12 protein-coding genes are annotated in these 17,235 nt (G+C 68.5%); 9 read left to right on the top strand and 3 right to left on the bottom strand.

Going from position 1 to position 17,235, the window contains the following annotated elements; all coding sequences use genetic code 11:
• The first annotated feature begins 62 nt into the window (after positions 1-62).
• From H0X90_RS03260 to H0X90_RS03230, 7 genes are read left to right on the top strand one after another with little or no spacing between them, the layout of a single operon-like run.
• Positions 63-1,526, top strand: coding sequence for an MFS transporter (locus tag H0X90_RS03260; protein WP_034202544.1), 1,464 nt, complete (start codon positions 63-65; stop codon positions 1,524-1,526).
• On the top strand, positions 1,523-3,064 hold the full coding sequence (locus H0X90_RS03255; RefSeq protein WP_077190750.1) for an FGGY family carbohydrate kinase: 1,542 nt from the start codon (positions 1,523-1,525) through the stop codon (positions 3,062-3,064). Before H0X90_RS03260 ends, H0X90_RS03255 begins: the two co-directional genes overlap by 4 nt.
• Positions 3,065-3,082: 18 nt before the next feature.
• The gene (locus tag H0X90_RS03250) at positions 3,083-4,762 is read left to right on the top strand and encodes a glycerol-3-phosphate dehydrogenase/oxidase (protein WP_077190749.1); all 1,680 of its coding nucleotides are present in this window, start codon (positions 3,083-3,085) and stop codon (positions 4,760-4,762) included.
• Positions 4,759-6,321, top strand: coding sequence for an FAD-binding oxidoreductase (locus tag H0X90_RS03245; protein ID WP_077190748.1), 1,563 nt, complete (start codon positions 4,759-4,761; stop codon positions 6,319-6,321). Before H0X90_RS03250 ends, H0X90_RS03245 begins: the two co-directional genes overlap by 4 nt.
• Before the next feature lie 5 nt (positions 6,322-6,326).
• Positions 6,327-6,902 carry a glycerol-3-phosphate responsive antiterminator gene (locus H0X90_RS03240; protein WP_006488888.1) on the top strand — a complete coding sequence of 192 codons (576 nt, stop codon included), beginning with the start codon at positions 6,327-6,329 and terminating at the stop codon, positions 6,900-6,902.
• A 28-nt stretch (positions 6,903-6,930) separates the two neighbouring features.
• Positions 6,931-7,266, top strand: a complete 336-nt coding sequence (locus H0X90_RS03235) for a putative quinol monooxygenase (RefSeq protein WP_077190747.1) — start codon at positions 6,931-6,933, stop codon at positions 7,264-7,266.
• On the top strand, positions 7,263-8,420 hold the full coding sequence (locus tag H0X90_RS03230; RefSeq protein ID WP_077190746.1) for an iron-containing alcohol dehydrogenase: 1,158 nt from the start codon (positions 7,263-7,265) through the stop codon (positions 8,418-8,420). Before H0X90_RS03235 ends, H0X90_RS03230 begins: the two co-directional genes overlap by 4 nt.
• Positions 8,421-8,455: 35 nt before the next feature.
• Here the strand turns inward: H0X90_RS03230 and H0X90_RS03225 are convergent, their stop codons facing one another.
• Positions 8,456-9,619: an MFS transporter gene (locus H0X90_RS03225; protein WP_077190745.1), complete on the bottom strand. Its 1,164-nt coding sequence runs from the start codon at positions 9,617-9,619 to the stop codon at positions 8,456-8,458.
• A 221-nt stretch (positions 9,620-9,840) separates the two neighbouring features.
• Positions 9,841-12,021 (bottom strand): ornithine decarboxylase, encoded by a 2,181-nt coding sequence (locus H0X90_RS03220; protein ID WP_077190744.1) that lies wholly within the window; start codon positions 12,019-12,021, stop codon positions 9,841-9,843.
• A 505-nt stretch (positions 12,022-12,526) separates the two neighbouring features.
• On the opposite strand from H0X90_RS03220, the gene H0X90_RS03215 reads away from it, so the two are divergent.
• Together H0X90_RS03215 and potE are read left to right on the top strand one after the other, a co-directional pair.
• Entirely contained in the window at positions 12,527-14,827 is a 2,301-nt protein-coding gene (locus H0X90_RS03215; RefSeq protein WP_077190743.1) for an Orn/Lys/Arg decarboxylase N-terminal domain-containing protein, read from the top strand.
• A gap of 61 nt (positions 14,828-14,888) precedes the next feature.
• Positions 14,889-16,274 carry a putrescine-ornithine antiporter gene (gene potE / locus H0X90_RS03210; protein ID WP_006488914.1) on the top strand — a complete coding sequence of 462 codons (1,386 nt, stop codon included), beginning with the start codon at positions 14,889-14,891 and terminating at the stop codon, positions 16,272-16,274.
• 19 nt (positions 16,275-16,293) lie between these two features.
• Here potE and H0X90_RS03205 read toward each other — a convergent pair whose 3' ends face one another.
• The gene (locus H0X90_RS03205) at positions 16,294-17,202 is read right to left on the bottom strand and encodes a LysR family transcriptional regulator (protein WP_077190742.1); all 909 of its coding nucleotides are present in this window, start codon (positions 17,200-17,202) and stop codon (positions 16,294-16,296) included.
• Positions 17,203-17,235 lie beyond the last annotated feature (33 nt).

Here is a 17,235-nt window from a genome sequence, read left to right as displayed (position 1 = left end):
CCATGCGTCGATCGCATCTGCAATGTCGAGCCTCTTACAGAACAAATATACGGAGGCCGATTGTGCAAACGATCGCGGTCAAGCTTCATGGCATTGAAGACGTCATCTCCTTTCTCGACACGCGCCCCGGTATCGCGGGCAGGGCGGGACTCGTCTGGTGGCTGTCGCTCGGCGGGCTGTTTCTCGACGCATTTTCCAACTCGGCATTGAGCGCCGGCCTCGGGCCGATGACGCACGAATTGCATCTGTCGGCCGCGCAGGTCGCATGGATGACGTCGTTCGCGTCGTGGGTCGCGATCGCGTTCAACCCGATCGGCGGCTGGATGGCCGACCGCTGGGGCCGCGTGCGGCCGCTGATCGCCGCGAAGCTGCTGTCGGTGATCGGCGCGCTGCTGGTGGTGTTCGCGCCCGATTTCAATACGATTCTCGCGGGCCGCTTCTTCGTCGGGATGGCGTACGGCATCGACTTCGCGATCGCGATGGCGATGCTCGCGGAATTCACGCCGGGCCACCTGAAGAGCCGACTCAATACCTGGCAGGGCATGTGGTACACGGCCGTGTGCCTGAACCTGCTGCTCGCGCTGCTGTTTCATGCTTGGCAGGTCGGCGATTCGATCTGGCGCTACTCGGTGGCGGCGACCGCCGTGTTCGGCGTCGCGATCCTCGCGCTGCAATGCGCATTCCTCGTCGAAAGCCCGATCTGGCTCGCCCGCAAGGAGCGGCTCGACGAGGCGGCGCGCGCGATGACGCGCATCTACGGGCAGCCATTCGTCGCCGCGCCCGCGCATGAACGTACTCCCGTCGTCAATCCGGCCACGCGCGGCCTCGCGAACGTGCTGCTGATCTTTCGCGGCGTCTACCTGCCGCGCACGATCCTGGCCGCGACCGTGCAGATCGGCCAGTCGATCGAATACTTCGCGATCGGCTGGTACCTGCCGCTGATCAGCGCGGCGCTGTTCGGCAAGGACTTCGTCTACGCGACGCTCGGCGCGCTCGTGTTCAACCTGTTCGGGATCGTCGGCGGCTTCTCGTCGTCGGCGGTCGGCCGCCGTGTCGGGCTGCGTCGCGCGTCGGCGTTCGGCTTCGCGGCGGTCTGCGTGATGCTGGTTGCGCTCGGGTTGTTTCATGCGCGCATGCCGCTGTGGCTGTCGGTGGTCGTGCCGTCGCTGTTCATCCTGTTCCACTCGGCCGGCCCCGGCGCGAACGGCAAGAGCCTGTCGTCGCTGTCGTTTCGCGGCGAATTGCGCGCGGGTGCGAACGGCATCGTCGGGGCGCTCGGCTCGATCGGCGCCGCGCTTGGCCTGCTGGTCTTTCCGCTGTTTCGTGCGCGCTACGGCCTCGAACACACGTTCCTGATCCTCGCGATCGTGCCGTGCGTGGCCAGCGCGATCTGTTTCGCGATCCGCTGGGATCCGACCCGCACCACCGTCAATCCCGACAACGAACCCGACGCGCCGCACTTCGGCGACGACGCGCGCGCCACGTCGGCCTTCCTGAAACCCGCCATCGAGAAAACGCAGCGATGACCGAATCCCGAAACGCCATTCTCGCGATCGACGAAGGCACGTCCGGCACGCGCGCCGCGCTCGTCGACGCGAGCGGCCACGTGTCGTGCCTGGAATACCTGCCGCTGTCGGTCGAGAGCCCGCAGCCCGGCGTCGTCGAACAGGACGCGAACGCGATCCTCGACAAGACGCTCGCCGTCTGCCGTGCGACGCTCGCGCAGGCGCATCAACAGCACGTGCGCATCGTCGCGCTGGCGCTCGCGACGCAGCGTGCGACCGCCGTGCTGTGGGACACGCGGACCGGGCGCGCGCTCGTGCCCGCGATGGTCTGGCAGGACACGCGCCATGCGGCCGAGCTCGACCGTCTCGCGGCCGACTGGGACCGCGTGCTGGTGCCGCAGGTCGGCCGGCCGGCGGGGGTGCGCTCGCCGTATCTGTGGGCCGTGCACCAGTTGCGTACGTCGCGGGCGGTGGCCGATGCGCATCGCGCCGGCCGTCTCGCGTTCGGCACGATCGACACGTGGCTGCTGTGGCATCTGTCCGAGGCACGCGCGTGCATCACGACGCCGACCAACGCGACGTCCGCCAGCGCATACCTGCTCGGCGAGCATCGCTATTTCGACCCGTGGCTCGACGCACTCGGCTTTCCGCGCGAACTGCTGCCGGCGCTGCGCGAGGACGCCGACGCGTTCGGCCACACGCGCGCGGACGTGCTCGGCATCGACGTGCCGATCCTCGCGTGCGCGGGCGACCAGTTCGCGGGCGCGGTCGGCCTCGGCTGCGTCGAGCGCGGCCAGGCGATGTGCGTGCACGGCACCGGCAGCTTCGTCGACCTGCTGACGGGGACGGCGCGCCCCGACGCCGGATCGCATGCGCAACCCGGCCACGCGCACGACGGCACGCTGGCGATGACCGCGCGGCGGCACGGCGGCGTGTCGCATTACTCGCTCGAAACCTTCGTCGCGACGACCGGCTCGGCGTTGCGCTGGGTCTGCGAAAAGTTGCGCTGGTTCGACGACCCCGCGCAGATCAGCGCGCTGGCTGGCACCGTGCGGTCGGCGCGCGGCGTGACCTTCGTGCCGGCGCTCACCGGCCTGCGCGTGCCGAGGATGGAGCCGAACGCGCGTGCGCTGCTGTCGGGCATCTCGATCGCGACGACCCAGGCCGAGGTCGCGCACGCGGTGCTCGAAGGCATCGCGCATTCGGTCGCGTCGTGCATGGAGGCGAACGAGGCGGTCGCGCGGGCCGGCGTGTCGGAGCTGATCGTCGGCGGCGGCCTCGCGGGCAGCGACACGCTGCTGCAGATCCAGGCCGACGTGAGCGGCGTGCCGGTGCGCCGGATGCGCGACGGCGATCGCGCGAGCCTGCGCGGCGCGGCGTTTCTCGCGGGCGCGTCGGGGTTGCTGTGGGAATCGCTCGAGGCGGCCCGTGCGACGCTCGTCACCGACGCCGTCTTCGAACCGTCGATCGATGCGGACAGCCGGCAGCGGCGGCGCGCGGCCTGGCATGCGCGGATCGCGTCCGAGCTCGCGCACGCGGCCGATTTTGCTCATGCGTAAGCACGGAGAACGACCAGCATGATGTTTTTGCCATCCAGAAAACCCCGCACGGACCGGGCCGGCATGACGGCCACGGAGCCGCTACGCGTGAACCGCGACGAGCATCTGGCGCGACTCGAGACGGATACGTTTGACGTACTGATCGTCGGCGGCGGCGTGACGGGCGCTTACGCGGCGTTCGACGCGAGCCTGCGCGGGCTGCGCGTCGCGCTCGTCGAGAAGAGCGATTTCGCGTCGGGCACGTCGTCGAAATCGTCGAAGATGGTGCACGGCGGACTGCGCTACATCGAGCAGGGCAATCTCGGGCTCGTGCGCCATTCGCTGCTCGAGCGGCAGCGGTTGCGGCGCAACGCGCGCCATCTCGTGCAGCGGCTGCCGTTCCTGTTCCCGGTGATGGAGCGCGAAGGCGTGTTCGACCGGCGTCTCGCGAAAGCCTTCGAAAGCCTGCTGTGGACCTACGACATCGCCGGCGGCTGGCGCGAGGGCATCCTGCACCAGAAGCTGACCAAGGCCGAGGTGTTGTCGCATTGCCCGACCTTCAACGAAACCTACCTGACGGGCGGCTTCCTGTACTTCGACGCGCGCGTCGACGATGCGCGCCTGACGCTGAACCTCGTGCGCACGGCCGCGTTTCATGGCGCGGCGGTGGCGAATCATGCACGCGTGATGGAACTGACGCGCGACGGCCACGGCAAGGTCGACGGCGCGATCGTGCACGCCGACGGCCGCGAGCGGCGCGTGCGGGCACGCGTGGTGGTGATGGCGACCGGCGTGTGGCTGCGTGACTGGACCGGTGCACGCAAGGGCGACGCATCTGGATTGCAAGTGCGGCCCGCGAAGGGCGTGCACGTCGCGATTCCGTGGCTGAAGATCCGCAACGACTGCACGGTGACGATCCCCGTGCCGGGCCGCAACCGCCGCGCGACGATCACGCGCTGGGGCAACGTGTCGTATCTCGGCACGACCGACGAGGACTACGACGGCGATCTCGACGACGTGCACTGCACGCGGCAGGAACTCGATTTCCTGCTGGAAGGCGCGCGCTCCGCGTTGAAAGTCGACCTGAGCGCGGACGACGTGGTCGGCAGCATCGCCGGATGCCGGCCGCTCGTCGGGCCGCCCGGCGGCAAGACGATCGAGATGAAACGCAATCACGAGATCCATGTCGCGCCCGACGGCCTCGTGACGATCGTCGGCGGCAAGCTGACGACGTCGCGGCACATGGCCGAGCAGACCATCGATACGGTCGGCAAGCTGCTCGGCCGCCGCACGCGCTGCCGCACGAAATCGGCGTACCTGCTCGGCGCGGCCGGCTACGACCCGCAGGCGATCGTCGCATCGGGCGGGCTCGCCGCGCATCTCGGCGAACGCTACGGCACCGAGGCGCGCTTCGTCGGCGACCTCGCCGATGCGACGCCGTCGCTGCTCGCGCCGATCGTCGAAGGGCTGCCGTACAGCGAAGCGGAAGTGCTCTATGCGGTACGCCACGAATTCGCGCGCAGCGTCGACGACGTGCTGTCGCGCCGCACCCGCGCGCGGCTGATGGCGCGCGACGCGTCGGCACGCGCCGCGCCGCGCGTCGGCGCCATCCTTCAGGCGGAGCTCGGCTTGTCCGACGCGGCCGTCGCCAGCCAGGTGCGCGACTACGTCGCCGCCGTCGCACTCGAAAAAGCCATCCTCATCGGAGAAAACGGATGATCAGCAAGGAAGCCATCAAGCGCGGCTACAACCGCGGCAACTACGTCGTCGGCGCGCATACGCCGCCGCCCTACGCACTGAACCTGCCCGCGACAGGCGGCGCGCCTGTCGAGGCCGGCATGCAGCGGGCGCCGGTCACGGTATCGCCGCAGCAGGTCGACGCGCTGCGCGCGGTGGCCGACGAGGTGCTCGTGCAGCCGGCCGACGTCGTCGCGTGGACGCGCGACTGGTGGGCCGCGTCGATGGTCGCGGAGACGGGCGGCCGGCCCGCGACGCCGCACGCGGTCGTCGTGCGCGTGTCGACGGTCGAGCAGGTGCAGGCCGTGATGCGCATCGCACACGCGGCGACGCTGCCGGTCACGGCGTCGGCCGGCCGCAGCAACGTGACGGGTGCGGCGCTGCCGGTGCGCGGCGGCATCGTGCTCGACGTGTGCGGGTTGAACCGGCTGGTCGGCGTCGACGCCGAGAGCCAGATCGTCGACGTCGAAGCCGGCATGTTCGGCGACGTATTCGAGGCCACGCTGCAGCGCGAGCACGGGCTGACGATGGGGCACTGGCCGTCGTCGTTCGGGATCAGCACCGTGGGCGGCTGGATCGCGTGCCGCGGCGCGGGGCAGCTGTCGACGCGCTACGGCAAGATCGAGGACATGGTGTTCGGCATGGACGTGGTGCTCGCGGACGGCAGCCTCGTCACGCTGGGCGGGTATTCGCGCGCGGCGGTCGGCCCGGATCTGCAGCAGTTGTTCATCGGCAGCGAAGGCACGCTTGGCATCATCGTGCGTGCGCGCCTGAAACTGCATCGGCTGCCGGACTACGGCCGTGCGCTCGCGTACGGTTTCGACACGTTCGCGGCCGGCCTCGACGCGTGCCGCGAGATCCTGCAGCGCGGCGCGAATCCGGCGGCGCTTCGGCTCTACGACGCGCTCGAGAGCGGCGTGCAGTTCGGCCTGCCCGACACGAACGTGTTGCTGATCGCCGACGAGGGCGCGCCGGAGATGGTCGATGCGGCGATGGCGATCGGCGCGCGCGTCGGCGACGCGAGCGGGCACAAGCTCGATGGCGACGCGATCTTCGAGAAGTGGCTCGACACCCGCTACCTGACCGGCAAGAGCGCGGAAGGCTTCAAGCGCAGCCCGGGCTTCGTCGCCGACACGCTGGAAATGTGCGGCCGCTGGCGCGACCTCGCGGCGATCTATCGCGACGTGGTGGCCGCGTTGCAGGCGGTGCCGGGCACGCTGGCCGGGTCCGCGCACCAGTCGCATGCGTACGCGGACGGCGCGTGCCTGTATTTCTCGCTGCGCGGCGACGTCGCGGTGGCCGAGCGGGCCGCGTGGTATCGCGCGGCGTGGGACGCGGCGAACGCGGTGCTGATCCAATACAATGCGGCGTTGAGCCATCACCACGGTGTCGGGCTGTTGCGTGCACCGTACATGCGCGATTCGCTGGGCACCGCGTTTCCGGTGCTGCAGGCGGTGAAGCGCGCGCTCGACCCGAAGCATATCCTCAACCCCGGCAAGCTTGGTCTCGGCGACGAGACCGGCCCGCACGTCGACCGGTAAACGTCATGGACAAGTCGCTGGGCGCGCGTCTCGCCCGTCATCCCGTCATCGCCACGCTGTACGGCGTCGAGCAGGCCGACAGCTTCGTCGACAGCGCGGCCGAGGTCGGCATCGTCGCGAACGTCGACCTGCGGCGCTTGCAGGCGGTGGTCGCGGCGCTCGCCCGGGCCGGCAAGTTCGTGATCGTCAACATCGACAGTTGCGACGGGCTGTCCCAGGACAAGGGCGGCGTCGAGTATCTGGCCGATATCGGTGTCGCGAGCGTCGTGTCGACGCGCGTCGCGACGATCCAGCGCGCGAACCGCGCGGGGCTGATCACGATGCAGAAGGTGTTCGTGACCGACCGTTCGACGTGGCCGCGCAGCGTGAAGGCGATCGAGCAGAGCGATCCGAACCTGGTGCAGCTGATGCCGGCGCCGATGCTCGCGCACCTGAGCGAAGCCGACCGGCAGGCGCTGCCGCCGATCGTCGCGTCCGGTTTCGTCGGCAACGCGGACGACGTGCGCAGCGCGCGGCGGCACGGCGCGGTCGCGGTATCGACGAGCGACAGCGCGTGGTGGAATTTCGACCCGTCGGCGTGACGGGCTTGTGTCGAACCTGGAGCGCAGCATGAACGAACCCTATCTGCAGGTGATCGCGCATTACTTCGCAAAACCCGGCAACGGCGACCGCGTGGTCGAACTGCTCGCGGAACTCGCGCCGGCCACGCGCGCCGAGCCCAAGAACTTCGACTACGCGTATTTCCGGTCGCCGGAGCATCCCGACCACATCGTGATCCTCGAGCGCTACCGCGATGCGGACGGCCTCGACGCGCATCGGGAAACGCCGCATTTTCAGCGGATCGGAATCGGGGCGATCATGCCGTTGCTCGATCGCCGCGACGTGTCGCGCTACATGGTGCAGCCGGACACCGGCACGGCGACGCCACCGGGAGGCACCCGATGAATCCGTTTCAATTCCGTACCGTGCCGACGCAGATCGTCGAATTCGGCGCCGCGCGCCGGCTCGGCGCGCTGTTGCGCGAACGCTTTCCGGCGCTCGCGCGGCTGTGCGTCGTCACCGATGCGTTCCTGCATCGCAGCGGCGTGCTCGCGCCCGCGCTGGAGAGCCTCGCCGCGCACGGCTGGCAGGTCACCGTGATCGACGACGTGATCGCCGATCCACCCGAGCACGTGGTGCTGGACGCGACCGAGCGGGCCGTCGCGGCCGATGCCGAGATCGTGCTCGGCCTGGGCGGCGGCTCGTCGATGGACGTCGCGAAGCTGATCGCGGTGCTCGCGCCGGGGCAGCAGGCGCTGGCCGACATGTACGGCGTCGACAAGGTCGCGAGCGCGCGGCTGCCGCTCGTGCAGATGCCGACCACGGCCGGCACCGGCTCCGAGGTCACGGCGGTGTCGATCGTCACGGTCGGCGAGGCGCGCAAGATGGGCGTCGTGTCGCCGCATCTGTTCGCGGACGTCGCGATCCTCGACGCGGAACTCACGCTAGGCCTGCCGCGCGCGGCGACGGCCGCCACCGGCATCGACGCGATGGTGCATGCGATCGAGGCGTATACGTCCGCACGGCTGAAGAATCCGGTCTCCGACATGCTGGCCACGCACGCGCTGACGCTGCTGTCGCGCAACCTGCTTGCCGCGTGCGACGACGGCCGGAACCGGCACGCGCGCGAAGCGATGCTGGTCGGCGCGATGTTCGCGGGGCAGGCGTTCGCGAATGCGCCGGTCGCGGCCGTGCACGCGCTGGCCTATCCGGTCGGCGGGATCTTCCACGTGCCGCACGGGCTGTCGAACGCGCTGGTGCTGCCGCACGTGCTGCGCTTCAATGCGCCGGCCGCCGCGCTGCTGTATGCGGAACTGGCAGCCATCGTCGCGCCGTCGGCCACCGGCAGCGACGAGGCGAAAACGCATGCGCTGATCGCCGAGATCGACCGGCTGATCGTCGCGACGGGCATTCCGCGCACGCTGCGCGAAGTCGGCATCGGCGAGGCCGATCTGCCGAGGATGGCGTCGGACGCGATGTTGCAGACGCGCCTGCTCGTGAACAATCCGCGCGAGGTGGCCGAGGCAGACGCGCTGGAGATTTACCGGCAGGCGTGGTGAGACGGCGGGCGGTGTAGCACATCGCCCGGCACGATTCACGACGCGCGCACGGCCTGCCGCGCGGGCCGTGCCGCGACCCACGCGCATGCCAGCGCGACGGCCACCAGCACGCAGCCGGCCCACGGTGTAACGAGCAGTGCATTGCGCCCGACCAGTACGCCGCCGAACGCCGACCCGAGCGCGACGCCCGCATGCATCGCCGACACGTTGATGCCGACGCTCGCGTCGGCCAGCGACGGCGCGGTATGGATCAGATAGTTCTGCACGATCGGCGAGATCGACCAGCTGATGCCGCCCCACAGCATCATTGCCGGCACGAATGCGAGCGGCGACGCACCGGCCGCCGGCAGCACGGCCATCGCGACGAGAAACACGGCCGGGCATGCGCACAGCGCGCGCGAAGCGCCGAGCCGATCCGAGAAGAGCCCGCCGAGCCACGCGCCGGTCACGCCGGCCATCCCGAACGCGACGTACAGCCCTTCGAGCGCGGCCGCGCCGGGCGACAGCACGGCCTGCAGATATGGCGTGAGATACGCGAACAGCGTGAAATGCCCGCCGATCATCGCGATCGATACGCATTGCGCGGCGAGCAGCCGCGGCCGCGCCAGCACGGCGCGATACGACGGCACGCCGGAGGCGCGGGCCGCGGCAGGCGCCATGCGCGGCAGCCGGCGGGCGAGCCAGATTCCGAGCGGCAGCGCCGGCATCGCGATCGACACGAACACCGCGCGCCAGCCGGCCCATTCGGTGATGCGCATCCCGATCGGCACGCCGAGCACGAGCGACGCGCTGATCCCCATGAACACGATGCCGATCGCGCGGCCGCGTTGCGACGCCGGCGCGAGTTCGGCCGCGAAGCGCGTCGCGACGAGGATCAGCGTCGCGCAGCTCGCGGCCATCAGCACGCGCGCGGCAAACAGGCTCGCATAGCCGGGGCTCGCGGCGGCGCCCAGGTTCGCGGCCGCGAACGCGCCGAGCGCCGCGAGCAGCGCGGTGCGCCGTTCGACCCGTGCGACGAACGAGGCGGCCACGAGCGCGGCGAGCGCGAACACGGCGGAGAATATCGTGGTGAGCTGTCCGGCAGCGGCGATCGACACGTGAAGGCCGGCGGAGATCGTCGGCAGGATGCCGACGCAGATGTTTTCGGCAACGCCGGCCAGGAACACGGCGGCGGCCAGCAGATACACGCGAACGTCCAACGCAAACCCCTCCTGTACGCGCGATGCGACGGCGCCGGGCGGGGGCGGGGCCGCATCGGATCGAATCGACGGATGGGTTTCGAGGCGAGGCTTCGGTTATCCCGGAAAGGAGGACGGTACCGCACGGTCGGACCATGCGCAAGTGCCGGTGCGCGGCCGTCGCGGCACCGGGCGGTCGTCTCCGGAACAGACGGCGGGCGGCGTGCAGCCGCCCACCGGACCTACATGCGCGACGCGTCCGCGCCGGCCGCGACCACGTACGCCGATGCCTGCTTGGTGCCGTCCGGCTTCGTCTGCAGGTACACGCCCTGGATTTCCGGCTCGAAGCCCGGCAGTGCGTTGATCCCGGCTTCGAGCGCGCGGAAGTAGTCGAGCGCCGGGCCGCCCCACACTTCGCCCGGCACCACGCAGAAGATGCCCGGCGGGTAGGGCAGCGCGCCTTCGGTCGCGATCCGGCCTTCGATGCGGTCGAGCGTCACGAGTTCGACGTTGTTGCGGATCAGCTCGGCATTCGCGGCCTGCGGCAGCATCGCCTGCTTCGGGAACTGCGCGCGCCGGAACATCTGTTTCTGCAGATGCTTCATGTCGTGGCTGCGGTAGAAGTCGTGCATGCGCTGGCACAGCTGCCGCAGGCGCATCGTGCCGTACAGCTCCGGATACGCTTCGCACAGCGACGGAATCGCTTCGCGCAGCGGCGTGTCCTGGTCGAGATGGCGCTCGAACTGCGCGAGGTGCGCGATCAGATGCTGCAGCTTGCCGAAACTCTCCGATGGCGTGAGCAGGAACAGGATCGTGTACAGGTCGGCCTTCTCGGGCACGACGCCGTGCTCGCGCAGGTAGCGCGCGAGAATCGGCGCCGGCGCGCCGAACGCCGCGTATTCGTGCGTGTCGCGATCGATGCCGGGCGTCGTCAGCAGCAGCTTGCACGGATCGACGAAATACTGGTTGTCCGCATAGCCATCGAAGCCGTGCCACGTGTCGGCCGGATGGAAGCGGAAGAAGCGCAGGTCGTCGACGATCTGCTCGGTCGGATGGTCGGCCCACGGGCGGCCGTCGACCTGCTGCGGGACGAACGGGCGGATCTGGCGGCAGGTTTTCAGCAGCAGCTTGCGCGCGTCGACGCCGTGCGCGACGCAGTCGCGCCACAGGCGCTTGCCGGCCGGGCCCGCATGCATCTGCGCGTTGACGTCGAGCGCCGCGAACATCGGGTAGAACGGGCTCGTCGACGCGTGGATCATGTACGCGTTGTTGAAGCGCCGGTGATCGCAGAAGCGCTTCTGGCCCTCGATGTGGCTGTCCTTCTTGTGGATCTGCGACGTCTGCGAGAAGCCGGCCTGCTGCTTGTGCACCGATTGCGTGACGAAGATGCCGGGATCGTCGGGGCCGAGCGTCAGCATCAGCGGCGAGCAGTTCTGCATCATCGGGATGAACTGTTCGTAGCCGACCCACGCCGAATCGAACAGGATGTAGTCGCACAGATGGCCGACCCGGTCGACGATTTCGCGCGCGTTGTAGATCGTGCCGTCGTAGGTGCCGAGCTGGATCACCGCGAGCCGGAACGGGCGCGGCAGGTCGGCGCGCTCGGGCGCGACGTCGCGGATCGCGTCGCGAATGCGCGCCTCGCCGAGCGCCGCGCTGTCGACGCCGCCGATGAGGCCCCACGCGTTGCGCGCGGTCTCGAGGTAGACCGGCCGCGCGCCGGACAGCACGAGCGCGCCGAGGTGCACCGACTTGTGGTTGTTGCGATCGAACAGCACGAGATCGTCGGGCGCGAGCAGCGCGCTCGTGACGACCTTGTTCGACGTCGACGTGCCGTTCAGCACGAAGTATGTCTTGTCCGCGTTGTAGATGCGCGCGGCGTTGCGCTGCGCTTCCAGCGCGGGCCCTTCGTGGATCAGCAGGTCGCCGAGCCGCACGTCCGCGTTGCAGAGGTCCGCGCGAAACAGCGTTTCGCCGAAGAAATCGAAGAACATCCGGCCGAGCGGATGATTCGAGAAGAACTGGCCGCCCTGGTGGCCCGGGCAGTCGAATTCGACGTAGCCGCGCTGCACGTATTCGCGCATGACCTTGAAGAACGGCGGCAGCAGGTTCTCGCTGTAGATGTCGGCGGCGGCGGAAATCTGCCGGCCGTAGTAGTGGCGGCCGCCGTGCCGAAGCTGGATCACGCCGCTCGCGCTCGGCAGGACCGACGGCGGCACTTCCTGATCGGGCTCGACCGCGACGAAGAACGGAATCGCGAAACCGGTTCTTTCGACGGTTTTCAGTACCTTTTCCGCGGAATCGATTCCGACGACGATTGCCGCGATATTCGTGAAATCGGTCTGGAATACGTCGACCTGTTCGTGCGTGGTGAGGAAGGCGCCGATCAGCGCCGGCTCGACTGCGATTTTCAACAGGCTCACGCGAACTCTCCGGTAAATGACCTGAAACGGGAGCCGTATTCGCGCCAGGACGCAATCGCGAACCGATACGCGCTACAGCCAATTGAAAACGGTCCCGCGAATGCCGATTGCCGATTGCGCACTGCATCAGGACCCTTGTGCGGCGCGGCACAGCCGCGATCGGGCCGTGCCCGGCGCAGCCGATCGTAGCAACAAAAACATACGAACTCAATCGGACCGGATCGAAATGCCATTGCGGCATGAGCATGATCAAACAATCGGAAATTGGCGTGCTGCGGCGCACATAAAAATGATCCAATGATGAAATCCGATTTGAAACGCGTCGATGGCTTTACCGAATCGTCAGCTTTTCATCGAAAGGCATCCATGGCATAGTCGGCTCCGAATTGGACGGCGAATCAAGCCGGAATGGCGAGCGTCTCATGCCGCTGCCCGTGGCCTGCTGTCCGCGTGCTCGTGAGACGAACAATACCAATCGAAGCAACGCAACAGCGAGGGCAACATCATGAATACTTCTGTCGGCGGCATCCGCCGTCTCGGCATGCGTGCGCTACTGGTCGACGACGAGATCGCGCAGGAAACCGCGACCGGGCGTGCGGTCCGCACGCTGAGCGCGGAGCTCGCGCAACGCGGTATCGACGTGCTGACGGCGACGTCCGCCGACGATGCCATCGTGCTGCTCCGCTCCGATCCGTCGATCCAGTGCGTGCTGCTCGACTGGGATCTCGGCGTGGACGGCCACGGGCCGTCCGAGGCCGTGGTCGACGCGATCCGGCATCGCAACGGCAGCGTGCCGATCTTCCTGCTGGCCGACCGCAGCGTCGCGTCGTCGGTACCGGCCGCGGTGATGGGCAAGGTCGACGATTTCGTGTGGCTGCTCGAGGATACGGCCGACTTCATCGGCGGGCGCATTCACGCGGCGATCGAACGCTATCGCTCGACCGTCCTGCCGCCGATGTTCGGCGCGCTCGCGAAGTTCTCGCGCGTGTACGAATACTCGTGGCATACGCCCGGCCACACGGGCGGCACCGGCTTCCTGAAATCGCCGGTCGGCCGCGCGTTCTTCGAATATTTCGGCGAATCGCTGTTCCGCTCGGACTTGTCGATCTCGGTGGGCGAGCTCGGCTCGCTGCTCGACCACTCGGGCCCGATCGGCGAAAGCGAACGCTACGCGGCGCGCGTGTTCGGCGCGCATCGCACGTATCACGTGACGAACGGCTCGTCGACGTCGAACCGCATCATCCTGATGGCGAGCGTGAGCCGCGACCAGATCGCGCTGTGCGACCGCAATTGCCACAAGTCGGCCGAACACGCGATGACGATGTCGGGCGCGATCCCGACGTACCTCGTGCCGACGCGCAACCGCTACGGGATCATCGGACCGATCGCCTCGGAGCGCCTCACGCAGACGGCGATCCGCGAGGCGATCGCATCGAACCCGCTCGCGGCCGGGCTGGCCGATCGCCAGCCGAAGCACGCGATCGTCACGAACTCGACGTACGACGGCCTCTGCTACAACGTGACGCGCGTCGAGGAGCTGCTCGGCGCGAGCGTCGACCGGCTGCACTTCGACGAGGCGTGGTACGGCTACGCGCGTTTCAACCCGATCTATCGCGACCGCCATGCGATGCACGGCGACCCGCGCGACCATCATGCGGACCGGCCCACGGTGTTCGCGACGCAGTCGACGCACAAGCTGCTGACCGCGCTGTCGCAGGCGTCCTACATCCACGTGCGCGACGGCCGCAGCCCGATTCCGCATGGCCAGTTCAACGAAACGTTCATGATGCATGCGTCGACGTCGCCGAACTACGCGATCATCGCGTCGAACGACGTCGCGGCCGCGATGATGGACGGCCCCGGCGGCGCCGCGCTGACGCGCGAGTCGATCGAAGAGGCCGTCGCGTTCCGGCAGATGATCGCGCGGATGAACGGCGAATTCGGCGCGAAGGGCGACTGGTTCTTCGAATGCTGGCAGCCCGACACCGTGCTCGAGGCGCGCACGGGCCGCACGCTGCCGTTCCACGATGCGCCGCCCGAACTGCTCGCGAGCGACCCGGCGTGCTGGGTGCTGCGCCCGGGCGCGCAATGGCATGGCTTCGGCAACATCGAGGACGGCTATTGCATGCTCGACCCGATCAAGGTGTCGATCGTCACGCCGGGCGTCGCGCCGGCCGGCGGCCTGATGCCGGTCGGCATCCCGGCGAGCGTCGTCACCGCGTATCTCGATGCGCGCGGCATCGTGGTCGAGAAGACGACCGATTTCACGATCCTGTTCCTGTTCTCGATCGGCATCACGAAGGGCAAGTGGGGTTCGCTCGTCAGCGCGCTGTGCGAATTCAAGCGCGACTACGACGCGAACCTGCCGCTCGACCTGGCGATTCCGTCGCTCGCGAAGGAGCATGGCTCGCGCTATGCGGGCATGGGGCTGAAGGACCTGGCCGACACGATGTTCGCGGCGATGGAGCAGCTCGGCACGACGCGACTGATGTCGGAGGCGTTCTCGATCCTGCCGAAGCCGGAGATGAGCCCGGTGCGCGCGTACGAGCATCTCGTGCAGGGTCGCATCGAGCAGGTGACGCTCGACGAGCTGGCCGGGCGTACCGTGGCCACCGGCGTCGTGCCGTATCCGCCGGGCATTCCGCTCCTGATGCCGGGCGAGAACGCGGGGCCGGCTGGCGGCCCGGTGCTCGGCTACCTGAAGGCGCTCGAAGCGTACGACCGGCGGTTCCCGGGATTCGCGCACGACACGCATGGCGTGGAGGTCGAGGACGGTACGTACCGCGTGTACTGCCTGACGGCCTGACGCCCGACCGGGCGAACGAGCGACCGGCCGCGCGGCGGCCTCACATCGAAGGATCGACACCATGGAAAATGCAGCACGCGTGTCCGGCGCGGCCCCGGCGGCCGCGCAGAAACACCGGATGAACGTCTGGCAGCTCACCATTCTCACGGCGGTCAACATGATGGGCTCCGGCATCATCCTGCTGCCGTCGAAGCTCGCGCAGGTCGGCACGATCTCGCTGCTGTCGTGGATCGTCACGGCCGGCGGCTCGCTCGCGCTGGCCTATGCGTTCGCGCGCTGCGGGATGCTGAGCCGCAAGCCGGGCGGGATGGGCGGCTACGCGGAGTACGCGTTCGGCAAGGCCGGCAACTACATGGCGAACTATACGTACGGGCTGTCGCTCGTGATCGCCAACGTCGCGATCGGCGTCACGGCGGTCGGCTACGGCACCGTGCTGTTCGACGCGACGCTGTCGCCGCTGCAGACGGGCCTGTGGACGATCTTCCTGCTCGTGCTGACGACGGTCGCGAATTTCGGCGGCTCGCGCATCACCGGCCGGATCGGCGCGGTGACGGTGTGGGGCGTGATCATTCCGGTGGTCGTCGTGTCGCTGATCGGCTGGTTCTGGTTCAGCGGCGCGACCTGGGGCGCCGCGTGGAATCCGCACGACATGCCGTTCGGGGCGGCCGTCGGCAGCTCGATCGCGGTGACGCTGTGGGCGTTCCTCGGGCTCGAATCGGCGTGCGCGAACTCGGACGCCGTGGAGAATCCGGAGCGCAACGTGCCGATCGCCGTGCTCGGCGGCACGATCGCGTCGGCGATCTTCTACATCGTGTCGACCAACGTGATCGCGGGGATCGTGCCCAACGCGATCCTCGCGAAGTCGAACGCGCCGTTCGGCATCGCATTCGCGACGATGTTCACGCCGACCGTCGGCACGATCGTCACCGCGCTGATGGTGATCGCGTGCATCGGCTCGCTGCTCGGCTGGCAGTTTACGGTCGCGCAGGTGTTCAAGAGCTCGGCGGACGTCGGCTACTTCCTGCCGGTGTTCGCACGTGCCACGCGCACGGGCACGCCGATCGTCGGCATGGTGATCCTGCTGGTCGCACAGGTCGCGCTCGCGCTGATGACGATCAGCCCGGAGCTGAGCAGCCAGTTCCAGAAGATCGTCGATCTCGCGGTCGTCACGAACCTCGTACCTTACGTGATGTCGATGGCCGCGCTGATCACGATCCAGAAGGTCGCGAAGGTACCGCCGGGCAAGGCGCTCGTGACGAACGTGGTCGCGATGGTCGCGACCGCGTACAGCTTCTATGCGCTGTTCAGTTCGGGCGAGCAGGCGCTGATGCTCGGCGGCCTGTGCGTGTTCCTCGGCTGGACGCTGTTCGGCTTCGTCAGCGCGCGCTTCTACCAGATGGAAGTCGATGCGCACGTGAAGGAGCCGGGGAAGTCGCTGCAGGCGTGATGGCGGCGCAGGGCGGTGACTACCGGCGATGCTTCGTCAGCAGCAGCGGAACTTCCTTCTTCAGCAGGTCGACGACGGCGCGCACGCGTGGCGGCAGCGGGCGCTGCGCCTGCACCAGCACATTGAGCGCGAAGTCGGGAACGTCGTAATACGGCAGGAGGCGGACGAGCCGGCCATGCGCGAGCGCATCGGTGCAAGCCGGGTGCTGGACCACGCCGATGCCGCCGCCCGCCGCGATCGTATCGAACATCGGGCGCCAGTGGCTGGCGGTCATGACGGTGCGGATGCGCGCGTATTCGACTGCGCCGCCGTCGCGCTGCAGCGGTACCTGTTCGTTCGCGAACACGCCTTTCACGCGGATGAACGGATGGTTCGCGAGATCGGCCTTCGTGTCGATCGGGCCGTGCTGGCGGAGATACGACGGCGCGGCGACGAGCACGCGGCCCACCGCGCCGAGCGCGTACGCGCCGAACCCGCCGTCGCCGAGCTGGCCGACCCGGATCGAAATGTCGACGCCCTCGGTGACCGGATCGACGATATCGTCGTTCAGCACGAGGTCGATGTGCAGCTTCGGGTACGCGGTGCGGATCTGCATCAGCACGCCCGGCAGCACGACCTCGCCGAAACATTGCGGCGCCGCGAGCCGGATCGTGCCGTCGAGCGCATGCTCCGTCTTCGATACCGACGCAACGGCCAGTTCGGCCGCTTCGAGCAGCGCCTTGCTGCGTTCGTAGAAAATTCGGCCTTCCTCCGTGCACGCGAGGGTGCGGGCACTGCGCATCAGCAGTCGCGTGCCGAGGTGCTTTTCGAGCTTCTCGATGCGCTCGCTGACGGCCGGTTGGCCCATGTCGAGATCCCGCGCCGCGCCGGACATCGTGCCGCGCTCCACGACCCTCACGTAGATGCGCATCGTCGCCAACAAATCCATGAAGTCGCGCCTCGTGTCTTCCGGTTCGATTTT

This window comes from Burkholderia sp. 9775_39, from assembly GCF_015712225.1.
GTDB classification, from domain to species: Bacteria; Pseudomonadota; Gammaproteobacteria; order Burkholderiales; family Burkholderiaceae; genus Burkholderia; species Burkholderia cenocepacia.
The sequence above is the reverse complement of the archived record's forward strand: the minus strand, read 5'-3'. Positions and strand labels throughout refer to the sequence as shown.